20 protein-coding genes are annotated in these 26,097 nt (G+C 70.4%); 15 read left to right on the top strand and 5 right to left on the bottom strand.

Going from position 1 to position 26,097, the window contains the following annotated elements:
- The first annotated feature begins 9 nt into the window (after positions 1-9).
- From CC117_RS28785 to CC117_RS28800, 4 genes are all read left to right on the top strand, one after another.
- Positions 10-1,164 carry an acyl-CoA dehydrogenase family protein gene (locus CC117_RS28785; RefSeq protein WP_071089874.1) on the top strand — a complete coding sequence of 385 codons (1,155 nt, stop codon included), beginning with the start codon at positions 10-12 and terminating at the stop codon, positions 1,162-1,164.
- Between the two features lie 209 nt (positions 1,165-1,373).
- The gene (locus CC117_RS28790) at positions 1,374-2,522 is read left to right on the top strand and encodes a thiolase family protein (RefSeq protein ID WP_071089877.1); all 1,149 of its coding nucleotides are present in this window, start codon (positions 1,374-1,376) and stop codon (positions 2,520-2,522) included.
- A gap of 147 nt (positions 2,523-2,669) precedes the next feature.
- A complete protein-coding gene (gene bluB, locus CC117_RS28795) occupies positions 2,670-3,308 on the top strand; it encodes a 5,6-dimethylbenzimidazole synthase (protein ID WP_071089880.1) in 639 nt (212 codons plus the stop codon).
- Positions 3,309-3,692: 384 nt separating this feature from the next.
- Positions 3,693-4,034, top strand: coding sequence for an indolepyruvate ferredoxin oxidoreductase subunit alpha (locus CC117_RS28800; protein WP_018636811.1), 342 nt, complete (start codon positions 3,693-3,695; stop codon positions 4,032-4,034).
- Positions 4,035-4,113: 79 nt separating this feature from the next.
- Here the strand turns inward: CC117_RS28800 and CC117_RS28805 are convergent, their stop codons facing one another.
- The 3 genes from CC117_RS28805 to CC117_RS28815 all read right to left on the bottom strand — a co-directional run bounded on the left by CC117_RS28805 (position 4,114) and on the right by CC117_RS28815 (position 10,054).
- Positions 4,114-7,611, bottom strand: a complete 3,498-nt coding sequence (locus CC117_RS28805) for a BTAD domain-containing putative transcriptional regulator (protein ID WP_071089883.1) — start codon at positions 7,609-7,611, stop codon at positions 4,114-4,116.
- A 53-nt stretch (positions 7,612-7,664) separates the two neighbouring features.
- A complete protein-coding gene (locus CC117_RS28810) occupies positions 7,665-9,155 on the bottom strand; it encodes an FAD-binding oxidoreductase (protein WP_071089886.1) in 1,491 nt (496 codons plus the stop codon).
- 140 nt (positions 9,156-9,295) lie between these two features.
- Positions 9,296-10,054, bottom strand: a complete 759-nt coding sequence (locus tag CC117_RS28815) for an SDR family NAD(P)-dependent oxidoreductase (protein ID WP_071089889.1) — start codon at positions 10,052-10,054, stop codon at positions 9,296-9,298.
- 577 nt (positions 10,055-10,631) lie between these two features.
- Here CC117_RS28815 and CC117_RS28820 point away from each other — a divergent pair.
- Both CC117_RS28820 and CC117_RS28825 read left to right on the top strand, forming a co-directional pair.
- A complete protein-coding gene (locus tag CC117_RS28820) occupies positions 10,632-11,834 on the top strand; it encodes an amidohydrolase family protein (RefSeq protein WP_071089934.1) in 1,203 nt (400 codons plus the stop codon).
- Positions 11,835-12,079: 245 nt separating this feature from the next.
- Positions 12,080-12,805: a TNT domain-containing protein gene (locus CC117_RS28825; protein WP_071089891.1), complete on the top strand. Its 726-nt coding sequence runs from the start codon at positions 12,080-12,082 to the stop codon at positions 12,803-12,805.
- Positions 12,806-12,915: 110 nt separating this feature from the next.
- On the opposite strand, the gene CC117_RS28830 is transcribed toward CC117_RS28825, so the two are convergent.
- Complete coding sequence (locus tag CC117_RS28830) at positions 12,916-13,755, bottom strand: class I SAM-dependent methyltransferase (protein WP_198542021.1); 840 nt, start codon at positions 13,753-13,755, stop codon at positions 12,916-12,918.
- 67 nt (positions 13,756-13,822) lie between these two features.
- Positions 13,823-14,488, bottom strand: coding sequence for a LuxR C-terminal-related transcriptional regulator (locus CC117_RS28835; RefSeq protein ID WP_071089898.1), 666 nt, complete (start codon positions 14,486-14,488; stop codon positions 13,823-13,825).
- Positions 14,489-14,681: 193 nt separating this feature from the next.
- Between CC117_RS28835 and CC117_RS28840 the strand changes: the two genes are divergently transcribed.
- From CC117_RS28840 to CC117_RS28880, 9 genes are all read left to right on the top strand, one after another.
- Positions 14,682-17,015 carry a SpoIIE family protein phosphatase gene (locus CC117_RS28840; protein ID WP_071089902.1) on the top strand — a complete coding sequence of 778 codons (2,334 nt, stop codon included), beginning with the start codon at positions 14,682-14,684 and terminating at the stop codon, positions 17,013-17,015.
- A 152-nt stretch (positions 17,016-17,167) separates the two neighbouring features.
- Positions 17,168-17,839: a biliverdin-producing heme oxygenase gene (locus tag CC117_RS28845; protein ID WP_241830521.1), complete on the top strand. Its 672-nt coding sequence runs from the start codon at positions 17,168-17,170 to the stop codon at positions 17,837-17,839.
- A gap of 354 nt (positions 17,840-18,193) precedes the next feature.
- Positions 18,194-19,192, top strand: a complete 999-nt coding sequence (locus tag CC117_RS28850) for an aldo/keto reductase (protein ID WP_071089940.1) — start codon at positions 18,194-18,196, stop codon at positions 19,190-19,192.
- A gap of 42 nt (positions 19,193-19,234) precedes the next feature.
- Positions 19,235-20,065, top strand: coding sequence for an oxidoreductase (locus CC117_RS28855; RefSeq protein WP_071089905.1), 831 nt, complete (start codon positions 19,235-19,237; stop codon positions 20,063-20,065).
- Positions 20,066-20,821: 756 nt separating this feature from the next.
- Positions 20,822-21,847, top strand: a complete 1,026-nt coding sequence (locus CC117_RS28860; protein ID WP_071089908.1) for an AbrB family transcriptional regulator — start codon at positions 20,822-20,824, stop codon at positions 21,845-21,847.
- Positions 21,848-21,978: 131 nt separating this feature from the next.
- Positions 21,979-23,145 carry an iron-containing alcohol dehydrogenase family protein gene (locus CC117_RS28865; RefSeq protein WP_071089911.1) on the top strand — a complete coding sequence of 389 codons (1,167 nt, stop codon included), beginning with the start codon at positions 21,979-21,981 and terminating at the stop codon, positions 23,143-23,145.
- Positions 23,146-23,704: 559 nt separating this feature from the next.
- Positions 23,705-24,454, top strand: coding sequence for an enoyl-CoA hydratase/isomerase family protein (locus CC117_RS28870; RefSeq protein WP_071089914.1), 750 nt, complete (start codon positions 23,705-23,707; stop codon positions 24,452-24,454).
- Between the two features lie 37 nt (positions 24,455-24,491).
- Positions 24,492-25,253: an IclR family transcriptional regulator gene (locus tag CC117_RS28875; RefSeq protein WP_071089917.1), complete on the top strand. Its 762-nt coding sequence runs from the start codon at positions 24,492-24,494 to the stop codon at positions 25,251-25,253.
- A gap of 242 nt (positions 25,254-25,495) precedes the next feature.
- A partial coding sequence (locus CC117_RS28880; protein WP_241830523.1) for an HpcH/HpaI aldolase/citrate lyase family protein occupies positions 25,496-26,097 on the top strand: 602 nt, incomplete at its 3' end.

The raw sequence follows: 26,097 nt of genomic DNA on the forward strand, positions 1-26,097 counted from the left end.
ACTGGTCGGATGGAGCTGTCCGCCGAGGAGCAGGCGATCGTTGCCACCGTTCGCGACTTCGTCGACCGGGAGGTGCGGCCGGTCGTCCGGGAGCTGGAGCATGCGAACACCTATCCCGAGCGGCTCATCGGGCAGATGAAGGAGCTCGGCGTGTTCGGGCTGGCGGTGCCCGAGCCGTACGGGTTCGGGAAGGTCTCCACCCCCTGCTACGCCATGGTCACCGAGGAGCTGGCGCGTGGCTGGATGAGCCTGGCCGGGGCGATGGGCGGCCACAGCGTCGTCGCGAAGCTGATCTCGACCTTCGGCACCGAGGAACAGCGGCGGCGCTACCTGCCGCGGATGGCCACCGGGGAGCTGCGGGCCACCATGGCCCTGACCGAACCGGGCGGTGGGTCCGATCTGCAGGCCATGCGGACGGTGGCCCGTCCCGACGCCGGCGGCTACCTGATCAACGGCACCAAGACCTGGATCACGAACGCGCGCAGGTCCGGTCTGGTGGCGCTGCTGTGCCGCACCGACCCGGACGCGACACCCCCACACCGGGGGATGAGCATCCTGCTGGTCGAGAAGGTCGAGGGCTTCACCGTCTCCCGGGACCTCCCCAAACTGGGCTACAAGGGTGTGGAGAGCTGCGAACTGGTCTTCGACGACGCCAGGGTGCCCGCCGACGCCCTGCTCGGCGGGGCGGAGGGCCGCGGGTTCCCGCAGATGATGACCGGGCTGGAGATCGGGCGGATCCAGGTCGCCGCCCGGGCGACCGGCGTCGCGCGGGCGGCGTTCGACGACGCGCTGCGCTACGCCCAGGAGCGGGAGAGCTTCGGCCAGCCGATCTGGCGGCACCAGTCCATCGGCAACTACCTGGCGGACATGGGCACCCGGATCACCGCCGCCCGGCAGCTGCTGCTGTACGCCGCCCGCCGCCACGACAGCGGCGAGCGCTGCGACATGGAGGCGGGCATGGCGAAGCTGTTCGCGTCCGAGACCGCGATGGAGGTCGCGCTGAACGCCGTGCGGATCCACGGCGGCTACGGCTACTCGACCGAGTTCGACGTCGAGCGCTACTTCCGGGACGCGCCCCTGATGATCGTCGGTGAGGGTACCAACGAGATCCAGCGCAACGTCATCGTCAGCCAGCTCGTCCGCCGCGGCGGCCTGGACGGCTGAGCCCCGGATCGGCCCCGCCCGCCGCCGCGGGGAGCGATGTGCGGATCGTCACGGTCAGCCCCGGGACAGGCCGGCCAGCGAGGACGCCAGGTGCGCTCCTGTGGCAACGTGGTTTCTCCAAGGCGGAAACAGGCTTCACAGCCCGAGTGGACGGATCAGGCCGCGAGCCCGGGCGAAGCTGGTGCTGCAACGCGAGATGAGGGACTGCCGTGCGGGAAGCAGTGATCGTGGAGGCGGTGCGCACGCCGATCGGCAAGCGCAACGGGTCCCTGGCGGGTGTGCACCCGGTGGACCTCGCCGCGATGGCGCTCAACGAGCTGATCAGTCGGACCGGGATCGACCCCGTGCTCGTCGACGACGTCCAGTGGGGGTGTGTCGGCCAGGTCGGTGACCAGTCCAGCAACGTCGGCCGGTACGCGGTGCTCGCCGCCGGATGGCCCGAGTCCGTGCCGGCGGTCACGGTGAACCGGGCCTGCGGCTCCAGCCAGCAGGCGCTCGACCAGGCCGTGTTCGCGGTCATGGCCGGTGCACAGGATCTGGTCGTGGCCGGCGGGGTCGAGTCGATGAGCCGGGTGCCGCTCGGCGCGACCCGTCAGTCGGGTGAGCCGTACGGGCCGGCGGCCAAGGCCCGCTACGACGGCTTCGAGTTCAACCAGATCGTCGGCGCGGAGCTGATCGCCGAGCGCTGGGGCTTCACCCGCCGGCAGCTGGACGAGTACGCCTCGCTCAGCCACGAGCGGGCCGCGGCGGCGATCGACAGCGGGGCCTTCGAACAGCAGACGTTCGCGGTGCCGACCGAGTCCGGGCCGTTCACCGTCGACGAGGGCCTGCGCCGGGGCACCACACCGGAGAAGCTCGCCGGGCTCAAGCCGGTCGCGAAGGAGAACGGCATGATTCACGCCGGCAACTCCTCCCAGATCTCCGACGGTGCCTCCGCGGTGCTGGTCACCACCCCCGAGCGGGCCCGTGAGCTGGGCCTGCGCCCGATCGTGCGCTACCACAGCGCCGTCGTCGTCGGCTCGGACCCGGTGCTGATGCTCACCGGGCCCATTCCGGCGACGCAGAAGGTGCTCGCCCGCGCCGGCCTGTCCATCGGCGACATCGGCGCCTTCGAGGTCAACGAGGCGTTCTCCTCGGTCACCCTGGCCTGGCTCGCCGAGCTCGGCGCGGACATCAAGGTGGTCAACCCCCTCGGTGGCGCGATCGCGGTCGGGCACCCGCTCGGCGCCTCCGGCACGATTCTGATGACCCGGCTCGCCCACCACATGCGCGACAATGGCATTCGCTACGGCCTGCAGACCATGTGCGAGGGCGGTGGCACCGCGAACGCGGCGATCGTCGAGCTCGTCGCTGAGTGATCCCCGCCCCGCGGATCCCTGACCCGATTCGCCGGAGCGGAGCTGAACCCTGTGACATCACTGCCCGACCCGTCCGTTCCAGCCGCTGGTCCGCCCGTTCCTGATCTGCCCGTCCCGCCTTTTCCGAGCGCCCCGTCCTTTCCGGACGTGCCACATGTCCCGTCCGCTGCCGCCGGCCTTTACGAGGTCGTCGGGCGGCGGCGGGACGTCCGCGGGCAGTTCACCGGCGAGCCGATCGCGGCGGGCACGCTGCGCCGGGTGCTGGCCGCGGCGCACGCCGCGCCCAGCGTCGGGCTGACCCAGCCGTGGGACTTCGTCCTGGTCGAAAGCCGGGAGACGAAGGCGGCCATGCACGCGCACGTCAGCCGCGAGCGGGAGATCTTCGCCGACACGCTCACCGGTGAGCGGGCGGCGCGGTTCGCCGGCATAAAGATTGACGGAATACTCGAGTCCACCCTCTCCCTCGTGGTCACCTACGACCCGGCGCGCGGGGCCCCGGCCGTCCTCGGCCGGAACACGATCGCGGACGCCGGGCTGTACTCGGTGTGCCTGGCCATCGAGAACCTGTGGTTGGCCGCCACCGCCGAGGATCTCGGCGTCGGTTGGGTGTCCTTCTACCGCGAGGAATTCGTCCGGGGTCTGCTCGGGATACCCGACAGTGTGCGTCCGGTCGCCTGGCTGTGCCTCGGGCCGGTGAGCCACCTGGAGATCACACCGGATCTGGAACGCCACGGCTGGGCGGCCCGGCGGTCGCTGGACACCGTCGTCCACCACGAGCGCTGGTAGCGCCACCGGAACGCGGGACGGCCCGGCGGAACCGGAAAGGGCCGGCCGGGAACCAGTGGCCGGGCGGATGGTCCCGGGCGGCGCCCGGCCGGCCCGCCGCCGCGGGTATCGGCAGGAAAAAGTTTTCCGGGCAGAGTTCCAAAGAATTATCCTGAAGACGGGTCCGCAGAATTCATGTGGACACGCGGGATGCTTTTCTTCGTTACCTCGCGTTTACCGCCGGAAGCGTCGGCGTGACAAACGCCCGCCAATAATCTATGCGGGTTCGCCGGAGCTCGATCCCATTTTGGTCGGCGCGCGGCTGAAGTGCGCCGGCCGCCGGTCACGGATCCGCCGTGGCCGGCGAGCCGGAGCAGTTTTCGGCTGATTGGAGACGATTCTGCCATGCCATTCGTGATCACCTCCGCGTGCATCGACGTGAAGGACGGCGGCTGCCTCAGCGGCGGCTGCCCCGCCGACTGCATTTACACCGGCGGGCGCAAGATGTACATCAACCCCGACGAGTGCACCGAGTGCGGGGCATGCGCGGTGGCGTGTCCGGTCGGAGCGGCGATGCTCGACGAGATGGTGCCCGCGGCGGAGAAGGAGTTCATCAAGAACGAGGAGCTCTTCTTCACGGAGGTCCTCCCCGGGCGGGACGAGCCGCTGGGCGAGGAGCCGGGCGGCGCGGCGAAGACCGGAAAGATCAACGCTGACACGGAGTTCATCGCCAACTTCAAGAAGTAGGCCCCGCCCGCGCGACGTGACGTCGGTCCGGCGGGCCTCCGGCCTGTCCGGCCCGTCCGGCCCGTCCGGTCCGTGCGGCTCAGCGGAGCAGCTCGTCCGCCGCGCGGGCGACGCCGGCCATGCCCCGGCGGGCGGCCCGTTCGGCGATGTCGCGCAGTTCGGCCGGGTCGACGGGATCGCCGCTCTGCCTGGCGAGCTGGGCGGCGACCAGCCGGGTGCGCAGGAGCGCACCGACCCCGTGCGAGCGGGCAGCGGCTTCCATCGCGGTCCGCAGGTGCGCCCGCGCGGCCGGGAGGTCGCCATCCAGCGCGGCGAGCCGGGCCAGGCCCAGCGCGACCGGGCCGGCCGTACCGCACTGGCCCAGATTGGCGATGTTGTGCGCGATCGGCGCCAGCCGTGCGGTCAGTGACCCGACGTGCTCCCGCAGGCCCCGGTCGGCGACCGTGTGGGCCAGCATCGTCAGGGCCGCATGGGTGGTCCAGACCACCGGTTCGACCTGCCTGACCGCCGCGGCGATCAGCTCGTCGGCATCCGCGTCGTTCCTGGCGGCGGCGAGCACCGCCACCACCCACGGCGCGTTGACGGCATTGGGCGCCTTGTCGTCCGGCTCGTGCAGCCGGCCCTGCTCCCAGCGCAGCGTCAGCCGGGCGAAATCGTAGACGCCGCTCTGGTACAGCTCGGTCTCACGGTGCAGGGCGAAGGCCTGGTCGTAGATCCGCTCGGCGCCGTCCAGGTCGTCGTCCTGCCACAGTGCCAGCGAGCCCTGCGCCCAGCGGAACTGCACCCGGCTGGCCGGCAGTCGGAGCAGGTCGCTGCCGAGCGCGCCGAGACGCGCGTGCTCGGCGGCCGCCGGGTCGCCCAGAGCGGACTTCGCCAGGTGGAGCAGACCATGTGTGATCACACCGTCAATCTGCGCGGCGGCATGCGGGACGTCCGCCAGCCGGGCGAGCAGTTCGATCGATTCGGTGGCCCGCGCAGCGATGCCGGAGAAGGTGAGAGCCCGGCCGAGCAGGGCGTCCGCCAGGCATTCGTCGTCGCCGAGCCGTTCGGCCAGCTCGATCGCGCGGCGGCTGAGCCGGTCGGGGACAGTGCCGTCCGGGTCGTAGGTGCTGCCGACCGCGAGCGCGGCCAGGATCCGCACGTGCGCGGCCGGGTCGGCGGCGACGAGGGTCTCCAGGCCGGCCAGGCGGGCCAGCAGCGGAGCCGAGTCGTGGCCGTGGGCCGGCCAGGGCCAGCAGCCGGTGGTCCGCAGCAGCGCGGCGGCGAGACGGCCGGCGGAGTCGAGCCGCCCGCGCCGCACCGCGTCCAGCAGGCCCGCGTCGACCACGTCGAGCAGGGTCTGGCCCCGGCCGTCGCGCGCCAGCGCGCTCACCCGGGCCACCAGCAGCTCGTCGCGGTCGACGTCCAGGTCGCGGTGGCTCTGGTCGAGAACTGCCAGCGCCTGCCCCCACCAGTGCGCCGCCGCCTCCGACTGCCAGCGCTGCTCGGCGTCGAGTGCGGCCGCCCGGCAGGCGTCGAGGGCGTCGGTGGCCTCGGCCAGTGGCCAGGCGGCCACCAGGTGCGCGGCCCGCCTGGCCTGGGTCTCGCCGCCGTCCCCCGACGCCAGCGCCTCGGCGATCCGCAGGTGCAGGCGCTGGCGGCGCAGGCTGGAGATCCCGGCGACCACCTCGTCGCGCAGCAGCGCGTGCGCGAACATGTACCGGCCGGTGCCGGCGGCCTGGACGATCACATGTTCGTCGGAGGCCTCGTCCAGCATGTCGGCGAGCGCGTCGTGGTCGAGCCGGGTCACCGCGCGGAGCAGGCCGATGTCCAGGGTGTCGCCGATCAGCGCGGCGGCGCGCAGGACCTGCAGCACCGCCGGGTCGAGGCCGGCGAGCCGCTGGCCGAGCACCGAGCGCACCGCGACCGGGACCTCTCCACCGGCGCGTTCCTGCTCGGGAAGCCGGGCGTACTCGCAGACGAAGAACGGGTTCCCACCGGTCCGCTCGGCAAGCTCGGCGGCCGCGGCCGCGCCGATGTCCTGCCCGCTGACCCGGCGGACCAGCTCCTCCACCTCCCCCTCGCTCAGCGGAGGGACGGCGAGGCGCCGCGACCCGTGCCCGCGGGCGGTGGCGGCGAGCAGCCGGTCCAGCGCGGGCCGGCCGCTGACGTCCCGCGCGGTGGCGACCACGGCCAGCCCGGGGTGCGGGCCGGCGGCCGCGAGATGGGTGAGCAGCCGCAGCGACGCCTGGTCAGCCCAGTGGACGTCCTCGGCGACAAGCAGCAAAGGGCGGTGCCGGGCCGCGGCGGACAGCGCGGTCAGCACCCGGTCGTAGACACCGAACCGGGCGGCGTCGGCGTCCAGGCCGGTCGGCGGGGTCAGAATGGCGTCCGGGTCCAGGCCGAGATCGCGCAGCAGCTGGCGGACCGGCCACCACGGCGGGACAGCCTCGTCGTCGGGGCATCCGGTCCGCGCGACGGCTCCGCCGGACCGCGCCCAGAGGACGGCGGCCTCCTGCGCCAGCCGGCTCTTGCCTATCCCCGCCGGGCCGGTCAGGACCACCCAGCGTCCGTCGCCGGTGAGCGCCTCGTCCAGAACGGACTCCAGGACGGCGATCTCATGGACGCGGCCGACCAGGTCACCGCGCTGGCAGCCGGGCCCGGACCGGGCCGGGAACCCACCGTCGGTCGTCGCCACCGGGCCGTCGGCCGGGTCGCCGTCGGCCGGGCCACCGGTTGTCGCGGTGCCAGCCTCACCCGCGGTGCTCGCGGTTCCGACTCCGCCGAGGGCACCGGCACTGGCACCGGCCGGGTCCGAGGTGCTGGCCCGGCCGGGCCAGGAATCAAGACCGGCATCCTGGCGAAGGACGGCGCCCTGCAGGTCGCGCAGCGCCGGGCTGACCTCCAGGCCCAGCTCCTCGTCCAGGCGGCGGGCGTGTTCGCGGAACACCTCGAGCGCCTCGGCGGGACGTCCCGCCCGGTACAGCGAGATCATGTGCAGCCGGCAGGCACCCTCCGCCAGGGGGGTGTCGGCCAGCAGCTGGCGGGAGCGCAGCACCGCGGTGGTGACCCGGCTCAGGCCGAGCAGGCCGATGACCGCGTTCTGCTCGCACTGCACCCACCGCTCGGCCGCCGCCGCCGCGGCACCCCGCACCCACGGCTCGTCACTGAACTCGGCGAGCAGCGGGCCCCGGCGCAGCGCCGCGGCGCGGTCGGCGGCGGCCAGCGTGCCCGGCCAGTCGCCGGCGTCCGCGGCGGCCTGGGTCTCGTCACAGGCCCGTTCGAACAACCGCAGGTCGAGGTCCTCCAGGCTGATGTCCGCCAGGTAGCCGGGGGTACGCCGCACGATCGGCGAGGTGGCCCGATCGCCGTCCCGGAGCAGGCGCCGCAGGTTGGAGATGTGCGCCTGCAGGCTGGACACCATGCTCGGGGGATGTTCGTCCCCCCAGACCGCGTCGGCCAGGCGGTCCACGGAGACGACCCGGCCGGCGTTCAGCAGCAGGGCGGCGAGGACCGCCCGCTGCTTGGGACCCCCGAACTGGACTGGCCCACCCTCCCGGATGACCTCGATCGGCCCGAACAGGTGGTAGAACGGCACGCCCTCATGATGCCGTCACCTCGTCTGGCGGGCTGCCCGAGCCGCCGTCGACGTCAGGACTGGACCAGACCGGCTGCGGCGCGCACCGGGTCGGCGGCCACCATGCGGGCGTTCGGGTCGTAACTCGCGGTGAGGGTCGCCAGCCGGGCGAGGGTCGCGGCGTCGTACTTGAGCGCGACGATCGCCGGGTCGGTGCTCGCGCCGAGGTTCGGCGTCGAGATTCCGCCGGACCACGGGTCGAGCGCCGCCATCACCGCCGCCGCGTGCCCCGTCGTCGCCTCGACGATCGGCGGGGCGGCGATGCCAATGGTCAGCGCCGCGTAGGCGGCGTCCCGGTGGCAGATGGCGCTCGGCTCGCGCGGGGCGCGGGCCAGCGCACCACCGAGCAGCCGCAGTTCGACGATCACCTGCGGGCAGTCGGCCTCCGGACCGGCCAGCGCGAGCAGCGTGTCGACCGCGTCCTGCGGCAGCTCCCGCAGCAGCACCGAACGTTCGTGGACGGGCATCGGGTCCACCGGGTCCGCGTGGATCATGCCGAGGGCGTTGAACGGGAGCACCCCCAGCCCGCCGAGGATCGGCGGCGCCAGCGTGCTGATCGGCTCGGCCGCCCGCGCTCCGTCCGCCGGGTCACCAACCCAGGCGAACCGGACCGCGACGGTGCACCGCCCGGCCAACGGCGGCGGCACCGCCGGCATCGCCGGCAGCCGCAGCACCGCCAGCGAGGTCGTCGCCTGCTCGGGCAGCGACGCCGACCACACCCGCCACGCCGAGATCACCCGCTCCGCGTCGGCACCGTCGAAGTAGAGGCAGCCGCCGTAGATCTCGGCGACGTCCAGCAGCTCGAACTCGACCGCGGTGACGATGCCCAGCGCGCCCTTCCCACCGCGCAGCGCCCAGAACAGCGAGGTGTTCTCCGTCGCGGTGGCCCGGCGCAGCTCGCCGTCGCCGGTGACGACCTCGAAAGCGGTCACCAGATCGCTGCCGAAGCCGTACGTGCGCGCCACCGGTGACAGCCCGCCGCCGGTCAGGTAGCCGACGACGCCGACATGCGGCGCCGAACCGGCCAGAGCCCCGAGCCCGTGTGCCGCAGCGGCGTCGAGGACCTGCTGCCAGCGCACCCCGGCACCGACCCGGGCCCGCCGCGTCACCGGATTGATCACGAGCTCCTGCAGGCGCCCGGTGTGCACGAGCAGGCTGCGCCGGTCGTGCGCGAGTGCGCCGTGCCCGGTCGAACGCACCTCGAGGGCAAGATCGTGGACGTCGGCGAAGCGCACGGCGCTCACGACGTCGGAGGCGGTCGCCGCAGCGACGACCGCCACCGGCGTGGAGGGGACCGCCACGTTCCACGGGGTCACGGCCTGGCCGTAGCCGGGGGTTCCGGGCAGCAGCACCTCACCGCGGACGCGGCCGGTGAGGTCTGCCAGCGCCGCCTCCAGCACGGCAGCCGAGGGAGCCGGCGGAGCCGAGGCCGAGGCCGCCTGGGCGCGGGGGCCCGGGGCGAGGGGCAGGTCGTGGGACGAGGAATCGGGCACGAGGGTGGACATGACGCCTCCGTCTGGCGATCGGTGTCGAGCGGGACGGAGATCAGCGTGTGACGGGCAGCTTGGGCTTTCCTTGCGACGGCGCGCTCCGCGCCTGCGCCGCGCGCCCGGCCCGCTTGGAGCGCGCTGGCGACCTGCGTGGGTCAGCGGGCGGTCATCCGCAGCGCGCCGTCCATGCGGATGGTCTCGCCGTTCAGATAGTCGTGGTCGGCGATCATGAGAACCAGCCGGGCGTATTCGGTGGGCTCGGCCAGCCGTCGCGGGAAGGTCACGGTCTGGGCGAGCCCAGCCCGCACCTCGTCCGAGAAACCGGCCATCATCGGTGTGTCGACAATGCCCGGTGCAATGGTCATGACCCGGATTCCGAACTGGGCGAGATCCCGGGCGGCGGTTATGGTCATTCCCGCCACCCCGGCCTTCGAGGCGGCATACGCGATCTGGCCGATCTGCGCCTCGAAGGCGGCGATGGACGCCGTGTTCACCACCAGCCCCCGCTGGCCGTGCTCGTCCGCGTCGAGCTGGCTCATGGCCTCGGCGGCCAGCCGCAGCACGTTGAACGTGCCCAGCAGGTTGACCATCAGCACGGTCCGGAACAGGTCCAGGTCGTGCGGGCCGCGGCGGGACAGGATGCGCGCCGACGGGGCGATGCCCGCACAGTTCACCGCGAGTCGTAGCGGGCGGCCCTCGCCCGTGATCCGCTCGATCGCAGCGCTGACCTGCGCCTCGTCCGTGACGTCGGTCGGGATCAGGTGGACGCCGTCGGCGGGGTTGGCGCCCGCGACCGCCTTGTCGAGGTCCAGTCCGTACACGGTGACACCGCGCCCGGCGAGTGCTGCGGCCGTGGCGGCGCCCAGCCCGGAGGCAGCTCCGGTGACGATTGCCGCGGTGTGATCGAGCTGCATGACAGGGCTCCTCGAAAACGATCGATGACGCATCGGCGGGCGGCCGGATACTACGACACCGCCGCCCGGAACGGCCATGATCGCACCGGTGAGCGCAGGCATCGGCCAGAAGAAGTGGGCATCGGCCGGAAGAGGTGGGAGCCGGCCGGAAACGTGAATGCGATGGCGTGTGACGCCCTTCCGAGAGCCCCCGCGCAACCAGCGGAAGCAGAAATCCTCGGGTGGAATCCCGGGGCTGTTCCGTGGATTACCACACGACCTGCCGTGGCTGTCCCTCCGGCTGACGTCCGCCCTGCGACGTCCGTCCCCAGGCGTGTGCCGGCGGCCGCACCCGGCCGGCCGCCACCCCGCCGGCCGCCGGCCGCCGCTGCTCCGGGCCGGCGCGTGGTCGTGGGGTTCGACGTTGATCGACAGCTTAATTTTGACGTCGATGTCAATAAGTGTTAGCGTGCGGATGCATCGGAGATGATGTGCGGGGTGGGTGCGTGTCCGCCCCGTGGAGGCCTCACCGCGGGAGTCAGGCGACTACCTCGCGGTGTCGAGCTGGTGGGGTTCCGGCCAGCGTACGGAGGTAGTCATGCCCAGGACAGATGTCGACTTCCCTGTCTTCGACGCGGATAACCACATGTACGAGACAGTGGACGCCTTCACGAAGTTCCTGCCGAAGGAACACGAAGGCCTGATCAAGTATGTGCAGGTGAACGGTCGCGACAAGATTGCGGTGCGCGGGGTGATCTCCGAGTACATCCCGAACCCGACCTTCAACGTCGTCGCGCGGCCGGGTGCCTGGGAGGACTACTTCAAGAACGGCAACCCGGAGGGCAAGTCCACCCGGGAGCTGATGGGTAAGCCGATCCGCTCGCCCGAGGCGTTCTTCGCCCCGGAGCCCCGCCTCAAGCTGATGAACGAGCTGGGTATCGACCGGGCCCTGATGTGGCCGACGCTGGCGAGCCTGCTCGAGGACCGGCTGCGTGAGGACCCGAAGGCCACCCACGTGGTCGTCCACGCGCTGAACCAGTGGATGCACGAGCAGTGGAGCTTCAACTACGAGGGCCGGATCTTCGCGACGCCGGTGATCACGCTGCCGATCGTCAGCGAGGCCATCAAGGAGCTGGAGTGGGTGGTCGAGCGCGGAGCGAAGATCATCCTGATCCGTCCTGCGCCGGTGCCCGGCTACGAGGGTTTCCGCTCGTTCGCGCTGCCCGAGTTCGATCCCTTYTGGCAGAAGGTCGTCGAGGCTGACATCACCGTCGGCCTGCACTCCTCCGATGACGGTCTGACCCGCTACTACAACATGTGGGAGGGCCGGCCGGACGGTGAGCACCTGCCGTTCGCCTCGCCGACCGCCTTCAAAGACATCATGAACAAGCAGCACCGCGGCATCTTCGACACCGTCACCTCGCTGATCGGGCACGGACTCCTCTCGCGTTTCCCGGCCCTGCGGGTCCTGCCCGTCGAGAACGGCTCCGGCTGGGTGCGTCCCTTCGTGGAGGCCGCCGGTGAGTCCTACGCGAAGAGCCCGAAGCTCTACGACGAGGACCCGATCGAGGTTCTGAAGCGCAACATCTGGATCCACCCGTTCTTCGAGGAGAACCCGCTCGGCCTCATCGACATCGTGGGTGTGGACCGGGTCGTGTTCGGCTCCGACTTCCCGCACGCCGAGGGCATGTCCGACCCCGTGTCCTACGTGGACGAACTGGTGAGTCTGCCCAAGGTCGACGTCGCCAAGGTGATGGGCGGCAACCTCGCGCAGGCGCTGAAGCTCCCCGCCACCGTCTGAGTTGTTCCGGCGGGGTACCGGTGACCAGAGGTCACCGGTACCCCGCTCGGTGTTTCCGGGTGTCTGTCTGACACCATGCTGAACCCCTGCCGTCGTGTCCGGACAACGGAGTCCGCCATGGCGGCAGCTGCTTTTTCGGGCGACACGCGGCGCAACGCTCCAGGCCGGGTTTCCCTGCTGAACCAAAGATCCGCCGATTACTCTCCGTGGCCGACTGTCGATTTCAGGGACCACGGGAGCAACGAGTGCTTTTTCGCAGGATGCTCATGTCGCTGGCCGCGGGTGGGCTGTTCTTCGCCACCTCGGCCACGACCGCGGCGGACGCCGCAGAACTGCCCAGGATCCAGCCGTTCGACCAGTGCTCGACGGCGGACCTGCAGAACGACCCCCGACTCGGCCCGGCGAAACTGCCGTTCTTCGGTGAGGTCGGCGAGGAACTCGACGACTACGAGCGCACCGGGAAGCACTCGGCGGCGCAGTTCATCGGCACATGGTGGGATCCGTCCGCCCGGCCCTCGCCGTTCCTGTCCATTGCCGGGAACTGGGTCTTCCCGCCGCAGAACGGCTACTACCTCAACGACGACGGGACGCCGGTGCGGACGGTGACGACGCTGCGTCCTGGCCAGCAGATCGACCGGTTCGGCCTGCCCCGCGGCAGCTTCCTCTCCCCGCGCGGCACTGACTACGACGAGCGTTCCCTGCCTCCGTCGAACCTGGACGACGCCACCGACCCGGGCGGCTGCAACTACCGCATCTATCAGGTGGCGAAAGAGTTCCAGGTGTTCAGCGGGCCGATCCGCCCATGGTTCGACCAGCCCGGTAACGGCCAGCAGTACCAGGTCGTCTGCGCGCTCGTCCCGGGGTCGGCGGCGTCACCGCTGTGCAACCCCTCGTCGGGCAACCTGCAGGTCCAGTACCTACTCGACAACAACTACCTCGTCGAGATCCCGGTGGACAACCGCACGGTCTGACCGAACCGCGCTGACTCGGGCAGCGCTGACTCGCGCAGCGCAGACGCGCCGGCCTGGGTGAGAGGTGCCCACGGCCGGCGCACGGGGCTGGCCGRTGGAAGGAAACGCGGTCACCTCAGCAGTGATTGGCGAGGCGGGCCGCTCGGGGTGGCCGTGAGCGCGTAGAGCAACGGAATGCGAGGGGCGTCCGGTGGTAGCCGCCACCAGCCGTCATTCCCGCGGACCATGCGCTTCCAGCGCGGCCAGGGCAGCGCCTCGGACTCCCGCAGGCCGGTCACGACAAGGCCCGCGCCGACCAGCGCGCCGATCACCTCGCCGATCCCGTGCATCCACTCGTAGGCGACCGTCGCGCTCGCCAGCGCAGGCCCGTCGGTATAGGTGAAGGTGGCGTCGCGCTCGATCGGGCCCCGGCCGGCCAGGTAGTCGTGGCGCAGCACCAGCTCCTCACCCGTTCCCGGCGCCGGCTTGGGACCGAGCGCGTTGAACAGGGGATGGAACTCCACCAGGTACAGCCGGCCGCCGGGGCGCAGCAACCGTGCGACCTCGGTGGCCCACCGGGGCAGATCCGGCAGGTAACACAGCGCGCCCTTGCCGGTGTAGACGACGTCGAAACTGCTGTCACCGAGCGCGTCAGCCGCGGCGTACACATCCGACTGGACGTAGCGGATGTCGACGCCGGCCCGCACCGCGATGGCCTGTGCCTGCGCGATCGATTCCCGGGAGAAGTCCAGACCCGTGGTGCGGGCCCCCCGGTGCGCGAAAGCGAGGGTYTCCGTACCGAGATGGCACTGCAGATGTACGACGTCCCGGCCCGCCARCTCGCCGAGATCCTCCCATTCGAACGGGGCGAACCAGTCGAGCGGATCGCGGGTGCCGTCCAGACCGTAGAAGGCGCTTGYGGCGTGCACCGGAGTGCGGGCGTTCCAGTTGGCCTCGTTCGCCCGCATCATYCGACGCGTTTCGGTGTCGAACTCCCGTCCCATGGTCGACAAGGTAGTGCGCAGGTCTCCACGCCGCTCACCGTCTGGCGCGCCAGGACTGGCTGCGGTGGTGGTCGGGGGTGAAGCCGTGCTCCACCCCCCACAGCACCGCCTGGGTGYGGCTCGCCACGCCGATCTTGCGGTAGAGAGCCCTGATGTAGGACTTCACCGTGTTCGGGCTGAGGCAGCTGATCTGCGCCACCTCGGCGTTGCTGTGGCCCTGGGTGATCAGCGCGAGGACCTCGGCCTCCCGCTCGGTGAGGCCTTCGTTGCGCCCGGGCCAGTCCAGGCCGGTCATCACCCGCGAGCGCGGCGGCGGGCTGACGACGATCTGCCCCGCGTGCACGGCCTCCAGCGCGGTGACGAGCTCACGGGCGGGCAGCGTCTTCGACAGGTAGCCGCTCGCGCCGCGCGCCAGGGCGCCCTCCACCAGGCCGTCGTGGAAGTTCCAGGTGTAGATGACGAGCCGGCCCGCGTGCCGGTTGGCGACGATGTCCGCGATCTCGTCCCCGCCTGCCTCCGGCTGGGCGAACGAGTCGTACAGCACGACGTCGACGTCGGTGACGACGGGCCGGTTCGCGTCGATCTCGACGACGCGCACGCGGTCCTCGTACGGCGCGAGGATGCGGGCGATGCCGGCCAGCACCACCTCGTAGTCGTCCACGAGTGCCACGGTGAGTGGCCTGGGTGCCCCGTCTGCCATGGTTAGCGGCCTACCATCGGCGGCAGGTGCCGGAAACCACCCCCAGGGGTGTGGCGTGCCCCCTTTCCCGAGGGATTAAGTGTTCCTGCACCCGGGCAGGAGGCATGACGGCTGCCGGGCCTCGGCCAGCTTCCGTCATGACTGTCGTCCGACGGAGAGGGAGCGGCCGGAGAGGGACAGGAAGGCATCAGGTATGTCGGGTGGCCCCACTGACCTGCTTTCCGCGGGAGTTCCCGTCACCCTCGAGAACTGTGATCGGGAGCCCATTCACATTCCTGGCAGCATCCAGCCGCACGGTGTTCTGCTGGCGCTGGTGGAACCCGGCCTGACCGTGGTGCACGTCTCGGCGAACTGCGGCGCCGTCCTCGGCGTGGAGCCGGAGCGGGCGGTCGGCGCCCCGCTGGACACGCTCGTGGGCTCCGGGCCGGCCGAACTGCTGCGCAGGACCTTGGCGAGTTCGTTCGACCTGCGGGAAGCCGGCCCGACCGACCTGGTGCTCACCGTCCGCGGTGTGGACGTCGTCTGCGACGCGGTCCTGCACCGGGTCGACGGGATGGTCGTCGTCGAGCTGGTACCGACGGTGAGCCGTCGCCCGCTGACGTTCGCCGACACCTACCAGCGCACCCGCACCGCGGTGCTGCGCCTCGACCGGACGACCTCGCTGGCCGAGCTGTACGAGGTGGCGGCCGAGGAGGTACGCCGGCTGACCGGCTTCGACCGGGTGATGGTGTACCGGTTCGACGCGGAGTGGAACGGTGAGGTCGTCGCCGAGGCCCGCCGCGAGGACCTGAACAGCTTCCTGGGGCTGCACTACCCGGCGTCCGACATCCCGGCCCAGGCCCGGGCGCTGTACGAGCGGTCGTGGCTGCGGCTCATCCCGGACACGTCCTACCGGCCGGTGCCGCTCGTGCCCGCGGTGAGCCCACGCACGGGACGTCCGCTGGACATGGGCGACGCGTGGCTGCGCAGCGTCTCGCCGATCCACCTCGAGTATCTGGGCAACATGGGCGTGACCGCGTCGATGTCGGTCTCCCTGCTGCGCTCCGGCCGCCTGTGGGGGATGCTCGCGTGCCACCACTACTCGGGCCCGCACGAGCCGCCCTACGAGGTATGCGCCGCCACGGAGTTTCTCGGGCATGTCCTGTCGCTTCGGCTGGTCGCCCGCGAGGACGGCCAGCAGCTCGAGCAGCTGGTCAGCGCACGGTTGGCGCTCGATCGCCTGGCTCTCGCCCTGGAGCAGGAGGAGATCGAGGCCCGGCTGGCCGCCACGCTGGTCGGTGGCGAGCCCGACCTGCGCGCGCTCGTCCCCGCCGGCGGGGTGGCGGCGCAGATCGGCGGGGTCTGGCGCACCGCGGGGCAGGTGCCGCCACGGGACGTGCTGCGCGACATGCTCGCCGAGCTGGACGACGGCGACGGGCTGGTCGTCGAGGATGCCGTGGCGCTGCGCCACGACCGGTTCGAGCCGTACCGGGACACCGCGTGTGGCGTCCTCGGCGTGCGGCTCTCGCCCGACGAGATGGTGGTCTGGGTGCGGCCGGAAACAGTCCAGACGGTCGACTGGGGCGGCGACCCGCACAACAAACAGCTGCACACGCAGGAAGGGGACGGCGTCCGGCTCAGCCCGCGGCGTTCGTTCGAGCGGTGGCGGGAGACGGTGCGGCTGCGGTCRCGTCCGTGGACCGAAACGCAGGTCAGAGTCGCCTCCGATCTCCGGCGTGAGCTGACCCGGATCATGTACGACCGAGCCCGCCGGTCGGCCCGGCTCACCGAGACCGTCCAGCAGAGCCTGCTGCCGCAGGCCCTCCCCGACATCCCCGGGTTCGATCTGGCCGCGCTCTATCGCCCCGCCCCCGGCGRCAGGGTCGGCGGTGACTGGTACGACGCCTTCACACTGCCCGGCGGCACCATCGCCCTGGTGATCGGCGATGTCGCCGGCCACGGGATCACAGCTGCGGGAACCATGGGGCAGCTGCGCAACGCGCTGCGCGCCTACCTCGTCGACTCCGCGTTCGACGGCGTCGCCCCGTCTGACGGCGACTCCGGGAGGCACGTGGCCTGGGAGGCACTCCGCCGCCTCGACCGGCTGACGGGCGCACTGCTGCCGGAGGCCCTCGCCACCGCGGTGGTCGTCCTCCTCGACACCACCACCGCCACTGCCCAGGTCGCCTCGTCCGGTCACCCGCTGCCGCTCCACGTCCCGGCGGTCGGCGAACCTCGGCTGCTCGAGGTGCCGATCGCGCCGCCGCTGGGAGCATGGGCATTCGCCACCCGCCACGAGGCGGTCGACACCCCGCCCACCACCGACGTCGCCCTGTGCCCTGGCGACACCCTGGTTCTCTGTTCGGACGGCCTCGTCGAACRCCGCAGTGAGGCACCGGACACCGGGCTGGCCCGTCTTCTCCGCCTTACGGTGGACAACGCCRCCACGTCCAGCCCTTCGGAACTGGCCGCGACCCTGTTCGAAGCCTGCCGTGATCCGGATGGTACCGACGACACCACCGTGGTCGTCCTGCGTCGCAGGCCCTGAACCACGGGCCCGTCGCGCCTGGGTCCCAGACCCTGAACCACGGGCTGTCGCGCCTGACTCCCCGGCCCCGGGCCGGCGGGCCGGCCCGACCGTCGATCCGGCAGCGACCGGAATTCGGCCCGCGTCGACCATGGCCTCGCTACGCTGGGAGGGTGGAGACAGGCGCGGCGGCGGGCGTAAGCGCGGCGGACATYGGCGCGGCGACGGAGATCCACGAGGAGCCCGGGGCGGGCGGTCCGACCGCCTCCCGCGGTGACAACGACATCATGTCCTGCCTGCGCCGCTCCACGGCAGCCGTGCACGAGCGGGTGGAGGCGGGCCTGGGGCTGGCGGACCCGGACATCCCGGCTGGCCGTTACCGCGATCTGATGATCTCCTTCTATCGCCTCCACACGGCGTTGGAACCTCGGCTCGAAGCCCTGTTCGGGGAGTTCGAAGATCCACTGCTGGACTGGCCGGGGCGTCGCAAGCTCGGCCGGCTGACCCGCGACCTGAGCACGCTCGGCATCGCCCCCGAGGGGCTGACCGTGCTCCCGGCCGCGCTCATACCGGCGGGGAACGACCTCACCTTCGGATTCGGCGCGCTGTACGTCACCGAAGGGGCGACCCTCGGCGGCCAGTTGATCGCGCGCAATCTGAGCACCCGCGCGGACCTGGCCGACGCGACCTCCTACTTCACCCCGTACGGGGACCAGGCCGGCCGCCGCTGGCGGGACCTGCGCGTTGTCCTGCGCCGATGGGTGGGCACGGACCGTGAACGGGCTGACGCGGTTGTCGAGGCGGCGCTCGGCACCTTCCTCGCCTTCGAAGCCGCTCTGCACTGACCGGACGTCCCGGGAACTGACCGGACGTCCCGGGAACTGACCGGACGCCCCGGAGGCCGAGGGTGCCGCCGGCCCTGGGGGGTACTGACAGGCGCTCCCACGACGGCGGGCGGCAGCTCTAGCGTGGCGTCATGCCTTCCGCGCCGACCTTGAACCTCGGTGCAGGAGCAGTGATCGGGTAGGCCGAGTCGCATGTCGGCCTGCGGCGTCACAGGGCACTACGGGCTGCTGCCCGCGGGAACCGGAGGCCCCACCGGCTCCGCGACGGCGACGCCCTGGTCGGCCGGAAGCATGCCGTCTGCCGTCTGCCGTCTGCCGTCTGTCGTCCTCGTCAACGTTGTCGAAGGATTCACCATGGACTATGCCAACCTTGGAACCTCCGGGCTGAAGGTCAGCCGCATCGCRCTCGGCTGCATGAGTTTCGGCCGGCCGGGTACGGGCCGCGACTGGACGCTGGACGCCGATTCCGCCACATCGATCTTCAAGCAGGCGATCGAGCTCGGTATCAATTTCTGGGATACCGCCAACACCTACGGCAGGGGAAGCTCTGAGGAGATCACGGGCGACGCCGTGAAGCGGTACACAAGCCGCGACCAGGTCGTGATCGCGACGAAGCTGTTCGCACCGATGGGGACCGGCCCGGGTGGCCGGGGCCTCTCGCGCCGTGCGGTCTTCGAGCAGCTCGACGCATCGCTCCGACGGCTCGGCACCGACTGGATCGACCTCTACCAGATCCACCGGTTCGATCGGCTCACCCCCGTCGAGGAGACGATGGAGGCCCTGCACGACGCCGTCAAATCGGGGAAGGTCCGCTATCTGGGTGCTTCTTCGATGTGGGCCTGGCAGTTCTCCAAGATGCAGTACACCGCACAGCTGCACGGCTGGACGAAGTTCATTTCCATGCAGGACCAGTACAACCTCGTCGCCCGGGAGGAGGAACGTGAGATGTTCCCCCTGTTGGCCGACCAGGGCGTCGGCAGCCTGCCGTGGTCGCCGCTCGCCGCCGGCCTGGTGACCCGGCCGTGGGGGAATGTGAGCACGGCCCGCGGAACACTGAACCCGACGGCCGACTCGTCCGGCACCCCGCTGTTCCTCGACAGCGACCGCGGCACGATCGATGCGGTCCAGCGCATCGCCGAGTCGAGGGGAGTCTCGATGGCCCAGGTGGCGATGGCATGGGTGCTGCGCAACCCTGTCGTGACCGCCCCGATCGTCGGTGCGACCAAGCCGCACCATCTCTCCGACGCCGTCGCGGCTCTCGACCTCGTTCTCAGCGACGACGAGGTCACCGCCCTGGAGGAGCACTACACCCCGCGCAAGCCGACCTACTACGGCTCGGAGTCGGGGTACTGAGCCGGTGACAGGATCCCGACCTCGAGACAAGGAGCTCATGCCATGTCGACCTGGTTGATCACAGGCTGTTCCTCCGGCCTGGGGCGCGCGCTCGCGCAGGCCCTTCTCGACCACGGCCACAACGTCGCCGCCACAGCCCGGGACGTCACCCGGGTGGCAGATCTCGCCGAGGCCCATCCCGAGCGTGTGCTTGCCCTGGCGCTCGACGTCACCGATGGCGCGGCTGTCGCGCGCGCCGTCCAGCAGACCGAGCAGCGGTTCGGCGGGCTCGACGTGCTCGTCAACAACGCGGGCTACGGATACCGGGCCGCCGTCGAGGAGGGCGACGACGACGACGTCCACCAGCTGTTCGCCACCAACTTCTTCGGCGTGGTGTCGATGACCAGGGCGGTGCTTCCGGGTATGCGCGCGCGCCGGCGCGGTGCGATCGTCAACATCTCGTCGATCGGCGCGCGTATCTGCCCGGCGGGATCGGGCTATTACTCGGCGACCAAGGGAGCGCTCGAGGGTCTGACCGGCTCGCTGCGCAGGGAGCTCGAGCCGCTCGGCCTCCACGCGATGATCGTCGAGCCTGGCGCTTTCCGTACCGACTTCTCGGGACGCTCGCTCCGGCAGGCCGAGACGCCGATCGGTGACTACGCCGACACGGCCGGGCGCCGCCGCAAGGAGAACGACACGACGCACGGCACCGAGCCGGGTGACCCGGCGAAGGCGGCCGAGGCGATCATCATGGCCGTCGAGTCGGCGTCGCCGCCCGCCCTGCTCGTACTCGGCCAGGACGCCGTGACTCTCTTCCGCGACACGCTTGAGGCGCAGCTCGCGGAGTTGGCGGAGTGGGAGAAGACCAGCGTCGCGACTGCTGTCGACGCCTAGCCGAATCGGCTGCACATCCGAGGGCGAGCACATCCGAGGGCGACGCAGCGCGGGCCAGGTCACGAGGGYCCGGTCGCCGTCGCCCACCCGGCCGCAGGCCTGCGGCCCGACCTCCGACCCGACCGGGTGTCCCGACCGGGTCGGAGGTGCCCGGCCGAGCCGATCAGGCTCGGCCGGTTGTGTGTTGCGTGCTGGCAGTTCGCTGGCCATGATGCGTTGACCCCTCCGTGGTCTCTCGCTAAAGTACTTACATACGCTAAATAGTTCGTATATAAGAACAGGCGACGTCGTGGCGACAGACTGGCAGTGATCCCCGGCCACGCCCGCGTAGGCCGTCGAACGACGGATTCGCCTCCAGGGCTCCCGTGCCAGGGTGCCCGTGCCCGGGCACGCGGTCGGGCACGAATGGCCGATCACGGTTTCCGCGCCGCTGCTGATCCCCCGGTTGGCGCCGAGGGCGAGCTGATGACCGCCGCGCCTCCGCTCGCTTTGTATTCCCGAATGTTCTGTCATGCCTGCGGCCCGTGTCACCTCCGGTGCGGTTTTGCGAAGGAGAGAAGGACGTGCCCAGAAACCTGTCCGCCGAACCGTCGATGAGAACCCCGGTGCTCGATCCCGCCCGAGGCGGCGGGTCCGACCGCCGCTTCCCACTGTCGCTCCCACCCGCGACAACGCAGCTTCATCTGCCGGCACAGGAAGTGTGATGTAGTGCAGAGAGAAGTCATCGCGAGGGAGGGCAGGAGAGGCTTATGTGGCGTGGCCCTCCTCGTCGCCGCAACGATACTGATGCATCTGGTCCACTCGCCGGCGCCGTACCTTCTCGGTGGTCTGATCGGCGGGGCCACGTTCACACTCGCGTTCCGGGCACCATGGCGGTTTCCACAGCCGGCACGGCATTTTGGTATGGCGCTGATCGGGGTCAGCGCGGGCGCTCTGATCGACTCCGCCGTGATCCGGCAGCTGGTGAGTCAGCCCGTCGAGGTGCTCGGGGGYGTCGCAGTCACCCTCATCTTCAGTATGCTGACGGGCCTGGTTCTCGTGTTGTCGCCAAAGGTGAACCTGGCCACGGCGGTCTTCTCCTCGATGGCGGGCGCTGCCTCCGGAGTCTCGGCCATGGCCAAGGAGCTGGATGCCGACGACGCGATTGTCTCGGCCGTCCAGTACGCGCGCGTGGTGCTTGTCGTGGTTTCGCTGTCGGCGGTTGCGCCGATCCTCGACCGGTCGGGAAGTCTCGTTCCGGCGAGCCTCGAGCCGGCCGCCGACCCCGTCCTGTGGCAGAGCCTGCTGTTCACGGCTCTGTGTCTGGGGGTCGGTCTGCTTCTCGCGCAGGTCCTCACCTTCAGCGGCTCGCGGTTGGTCATCCCGATGCTGATCGCCATGGCGATCGCGCTGATGACCTCCGCTCCGCTTGAGGTTCCGGAGCCGCTGCTCAATCTCGGTTACACCATCACAGGGCTAGCCGTCGGTTTCTCCTTCACCGCCGCCACGATCCGCCTGTTGATACGGCTCTTCCCGTTGGTGACGGTGCAGTTGGTTGCGAGCGTCGGGGGCTGTGCCCTGATCGGGATCGTGTTTGYCCGCATGGTCGGAATTCCGGATCTCGCCGGATACCTGGCAATGACCCCGGGCGGTCTCCCGGCGGTGACGGCTGTCGCGGTCCAGTCCGGCTCGGAGGTCGGGCTGGTCATCACGATGCAGCTCGTACGGGTGTTCGCCGCCATTCTGAGCGCATCGCTCATCGGCACCCTGGTTCGACGTCACAGCCGGCTGGCGGATACCTGACCATCCGGCGATCGCAGCCCGCTGCCGCCCAGCCTGATCCCCTATGCGTACCACGTTCCTTATATGCGAACGCTGGGCTAGGCTGCACGAGACCCGGCCAGGGTTGTTGTCGCGGCCCCCAGGAGGATGCCATGATCTTTCCTACCGTCAGACACGTGACATCCTCCGTCCGTGTCTTCGCCGGCGAGGACGCGCTGGCTGCCCTGCCGCGTGAGTTCGACCGTGCGGGGCTCCGGCGGGCGGTCGTGTTCTGCGGGGGCTCGATGCGCCGCCACGCCGAAGCGGTGGCGAAGGTCGAGTCAGTGCTCGGTGACCGGCTCGCCGGATGGTTCGACGAGGTCCGCGAACACAGTCCGCTGCCCGCGGTCGAACGCGCGCGCGAGGTCCTGGAGACGACCGCGGCGGACGCCGTGGTGGCGCTGGGCGGCGGATCCGCCATCGTGACTGCCCGCGCCGCGAGCATCCTGCTGGCGGAGAAGGCCGACGCTCGCGATCTCTGCACCCGGCGTGTCGACGGCCGCCTGGTCAGCCCGAAGCTGAACGCACCGAAGCTGCCGCAGTGGATCATTCCCAGCACTCCGACCACGGCCTACGCCAAGGCGGGCAGCGCGGTGCGTGACCCGGAAACCGGGGAGCGACTGGCCCTGTTCGACCCCAAGACCCGTGCCACGGGCCTGTTCATGGATCCGGTGATCGCCGGTACCGCGCCGGTGTCGCTGGTGCGGTCGTCCGCGTTGAACGCCTTCGCCATGGCTGTCGAAGGGCTGCAGTCGCACACGGACGATCCACTCGCCGACGCCGAGCTGGCGCATGCTCTCCGCCTGTCACGGGAGTGGCTGCCACGCCTCGACACCGCCGCGGACGGCGAGCCACGCCTACGCCTCATGCTCGCCGCGTTCCTTGCGGGCAGCGGCAGCGACCACACCGGCGCCGGCCTGGCCCAGGCCCTCTCACATGCGGTAGGCCCGCGCTCCACGGCGGCGAACGGGACGGTGGAGGCGATGCTCCTGCCGCTCACGATGCGCTTCAACGCCGAGGTGACGAAGCAGCGCCTCCCCCAGATCGTGGACGTCCTCGGCGGCGGGAGCCGGCCCCACGACGATGCGGCGGCGGCGATCGGTGCCGTCGAGCAACTGCTCACGGACGCCGGTGTGCCCCGCCGCCTTCGCGACGTCGGGATCGGCCGCGAGATCCTGCCGGAGATCGTCGGCCATGCCATGGACGACTGGGCCATCACCCGTGTCCCGCGCCCGGCGACCAGGGAGGACCTCGTGTCGCTTCTCGAGAGTGCCTGGTGAGGGTGGTTGCCCACACGCCGGTGTCGCTCCGGAAGAGGCTGCGCGAGTCTGACACCTCTGTTGACGCTCAGGTCGAGGTAGGTTAGTTTCGTAAGTACGAACGAAAGTTCGTAAATATGCATGACGTAAATATGCATGAACAGGGACTGTGTAGAGGGACTGTGTGCAGAAGGGCTGTTAAACGCGGCCCGTGCACGCAAGGACGTCGTCGCGACGGCATTGCCGCGGCGGCATGGATGAGGATGCCTGGCGACGACCCGGTCCTCCGGTGACCGGGGTCGTCCTCAGCGACCTGACGAGGTCCGTAACCGCGCAGGCACAGGCGTGACGCGGTCAGCGGCGATGGTCGAGCGCACCTCACGCGACACGATCGTCGTCGTCCTGCGCGGCGGCGAACAGAGGAGGCACGCGGGATGTCACGAGACCATCGGGCGCCGTTCGCGATCCCGGGCCACCGGCGGATCCGTGCGGAGCTGCCGCGACCCGGCGAGGTGGGCGAGGTCGACCGCCCCGCGCGCACGGTCGAGGCCCACGAGTCGCTCCCGGCTCCGGTAGCCCCATGACGGACCTGGTCACCATCGACTGCCAGGAGAACGTGGCGGTGGTGGAGATGCACCGGCCGCCGAACAACTTCTTCGACGAGGCCAGTCTCCGTGGGGTGGCGCAGGCCCTGCTGCGCGTCGACGCCATGCCCGAGGTCCGTTGCGTGGTGCTCTGCTCGGAGGGGCGTCACTTCTGCGCGGGTGCCGATCTCCGCGACGTCGACGCGGACGGGCTGCGCCGGGTCTATCGCGAGGCGTTCACCATCTTCACCGCGCGCAAGCCCGTCATCGCCGCCGTGCAGGGCGCCGCGATCGGCGGCGGTCTCGGGCTGGCGCTGGCTGCCGACTTCCGGGTCGCCGGCGAGAACGCGCGGTTCAGCGCGAACTTCGCCCGGCTGGGCTTCCACCACGGTTTCGGTCTTTCGGTCACCCTGCCGACGGTCGTGGGGAACCAGAAGGCACGCGATCTGCTGTACACGGGGCGTTCGGTGCAGGCGACCGAGGCGCTCGCGATCGGGTTGTGTGACCGTGTCACGGCAGGCGAGCCGCGGGACGAGGCGCTGGCGTGGGCTCGCGAGATCGCCCAGTCCGCGCCGCTGTCCCTGCTGTCGATCAGGTCGACCCTTCGGCGTGACCTCGTCTCGCAGGTCTCGGCGGCTCTCGACCTGGAGGCTGCCGCACAGGCGGTGCTGCTCGGGACGGCCGACTTCCAGGAGGGAATCCAGGCGTCAATCGGCAAGCGTGCGCCGATCTTCGTCGGGGCCTGAGCGGGTGGCCGGCCGAGGGTGGGGTTAAATACTGGCCATGACCGATGTTCCGGCCCCGAAGCCCGAGGGTGCCCCACAGAACCACCGGACGATCGACCGGGTTACTCGCATCCTCGAAGAAGTCGTCTACAACCCCGGTATGACTTTTGTCGAGCTGGTGCGGGCGCTGGACGCTCCGAAAAGTTCTGTTCATGGATTCGTCCGAGGGCTTCTCGCGGCAGGGTGGGTCTACGAGGAAGGCCATCGGTTCTATCTTGGCCCGGCACTCTACGGTCTGACCCTGGCCAGCGGCGGATTCCGTGCCGGAATGGTGACGGACGCCGATGTCGCATCGCTCTACGAGGCAGCGGGTGTCACGGTTTTTGTCGGCGTCCAGGCCGGGGACCACCTGATTTACGTGTCGGAGTTCGGTGCGGACAGGCTGGCGGGCTTCGCGGCACGTAACAACATTCGCCGCACCATGCTGGGGACGGCCGGTGGCAAGGCGATTCTCGCGGCGCTTCCCGCCGCGCAGCGGGATGCGTTCCTGCGTCGACGGAAGCCGGAGGAAGCCGCACTCGTGGACCAGTTCCTCGTCGAGTACGAGGACATCAGGAGGACGCGGATCGCCCAGAACACCCAGCATTCTGGTACGCGCTCCGCCCTCGCGACGGTCGTATCGGGCCAGTCAGGCGAACCGGTCGCCGAGGTCACCCTCGTGGGGCCCAGCACGGAAATTCTGCCTCGGAAGGAACGACTGGCGGAGATGCTGCTCGAGCACGTCGACTCGTGGCGGCGCCGAGCTCCCCTTTCGCGTTAGCAGGACAGGGCGGCCCGGTCGCGCGGGCGTCCCGGCCCGCTTCTTTTCTCGACGAGACGTTCAGCGGTGAATTTCTGAAGAAGACGACCGGTTTCCGGTGGCGATCCGGGGGTCGCACCGTGCGTTACCGGAGTCGCCTCCGCGACCGGTCGACAGACGAATCGGGAGTATCTGTGTCTGCCCATGCTCGCTCCGCTCGTGCTCGCCGGTCGTGTCTGGCGGTTCCGGCTTCCAATCCGAAGATGCTGGGTAAGGCGCAGGGCCTTCCCGCTGACCAGATCTTCTGTGATCTTGAGGACTCGGTGGYGCCGGGGGCGAAGGAGTCGGCGCGTGGGAACGTGGTGTCGGTGTTGAACGAGGGTGACTGGGCGGGTAAGACGCGGGTGGTGCGGGTCAATGACCTGACGACGAAGTGGACGTATCGGGATGTCGTGACGGTGGTGGAGGGTGCGGGGGCGAACCTGGACTGTGTGATGTTGCCGAAGGTGCAGACGGCGGCGCAGGTGCAGTGGCTGGATCTGTTGTTGACGCAGATCGAGGAGGTGATGGGTCTCGAGGTGGGGCGGATCGGTATCGAGGCTCAGATCGAGAACGCGTTGGGGTTGTCGAACGTGAAGGAGATCGCGTTCGCGAGTCCGCGGATCGAGACGATCATCTTTGGTCCGGCGGATTTCATGGCGTCGATGAACATGCCGTCGCTGGTGGTGGGTGCGTTGAGCCCGGACTATCCGGGGGATCCGTTCCACTACGTGCTGTTCAAGATTTTGGAGGCGGCGCGGGCGCGGGGTGTGCAGGCGATTGATGGTCCGTTCCTGCAGATTCGGGATGTGGAGGCGTTCCGGGG

This window comes from Parafrankia colletiae, assembly GCF_001854655.1.
Taxonomy (GTDB): domain Bacteria; phylum Actinomycetota; class Actinomycetes; order Frankiales; family Frankiaceae; genus Parafrankia; species Parafrankia colletiae.

Excerpts from the sequence above, each read along its gene's own strand:
- CC117_RS28785 (WP_071089874.1), top strand. The coding sequence starts at position 10 with ATGGAGCTGTCCGCCGAGGAGCAGGCGATCGTTGCCACCGTTCGCGAC.
- CC117_RS28800 (WP_018636811.1), top strand. The coding sequence starts at position 3,693 with ATGCCATTCGTGATCACCTCCGCGTGCATCGACGTGAAGGACGGCGGC.
- CC117_RS28810 (WP_071089886.1), bottom strand. The coding sequence starts at position 9,155 with ATGTCCACCCTCGTGCCCGATTCCTCGTCCCACGACCTGCCCCTCGCC.
- CC117_RS28815 (WP_071089889.1), bottom strand. The coding sequence starts at position 10,054 with ATGCAGCTCGATCACACCGCGGCAATCGTCACCGGAGCTGCCTCCGGG.
- CC117_RS28855 (WP_071089905.1), top strand. The coding sequence starts at position 19,235 with ATGTCGACCTGGTTGATCACAGGCTGTTCCTCCGGCCTGGGGCGCGCG.
- CC117_RS28865 (WP_071089911.1), top strand. The coding sequence starts at position 21,979 with ATGATCTTTCCTACCGTCAGACACGTGACATCCTCCGTCCGTGTCTTC.
- CC117_RS28870 (WP_071089914.1), top strand. The coding sequence starts at position 23,705 with ATGACGGACCTGGTCACCATCGACTGCCAGGAGAACGTGGCGGTGGTG.
- CC117_RS28875 (WP_071089917.1), top strand. The coding sequence starts at position 24,492 with ATGACCGATGTTCCGGCCCCGAAGCCCGAGGGTGCCCCACAGAACCAC.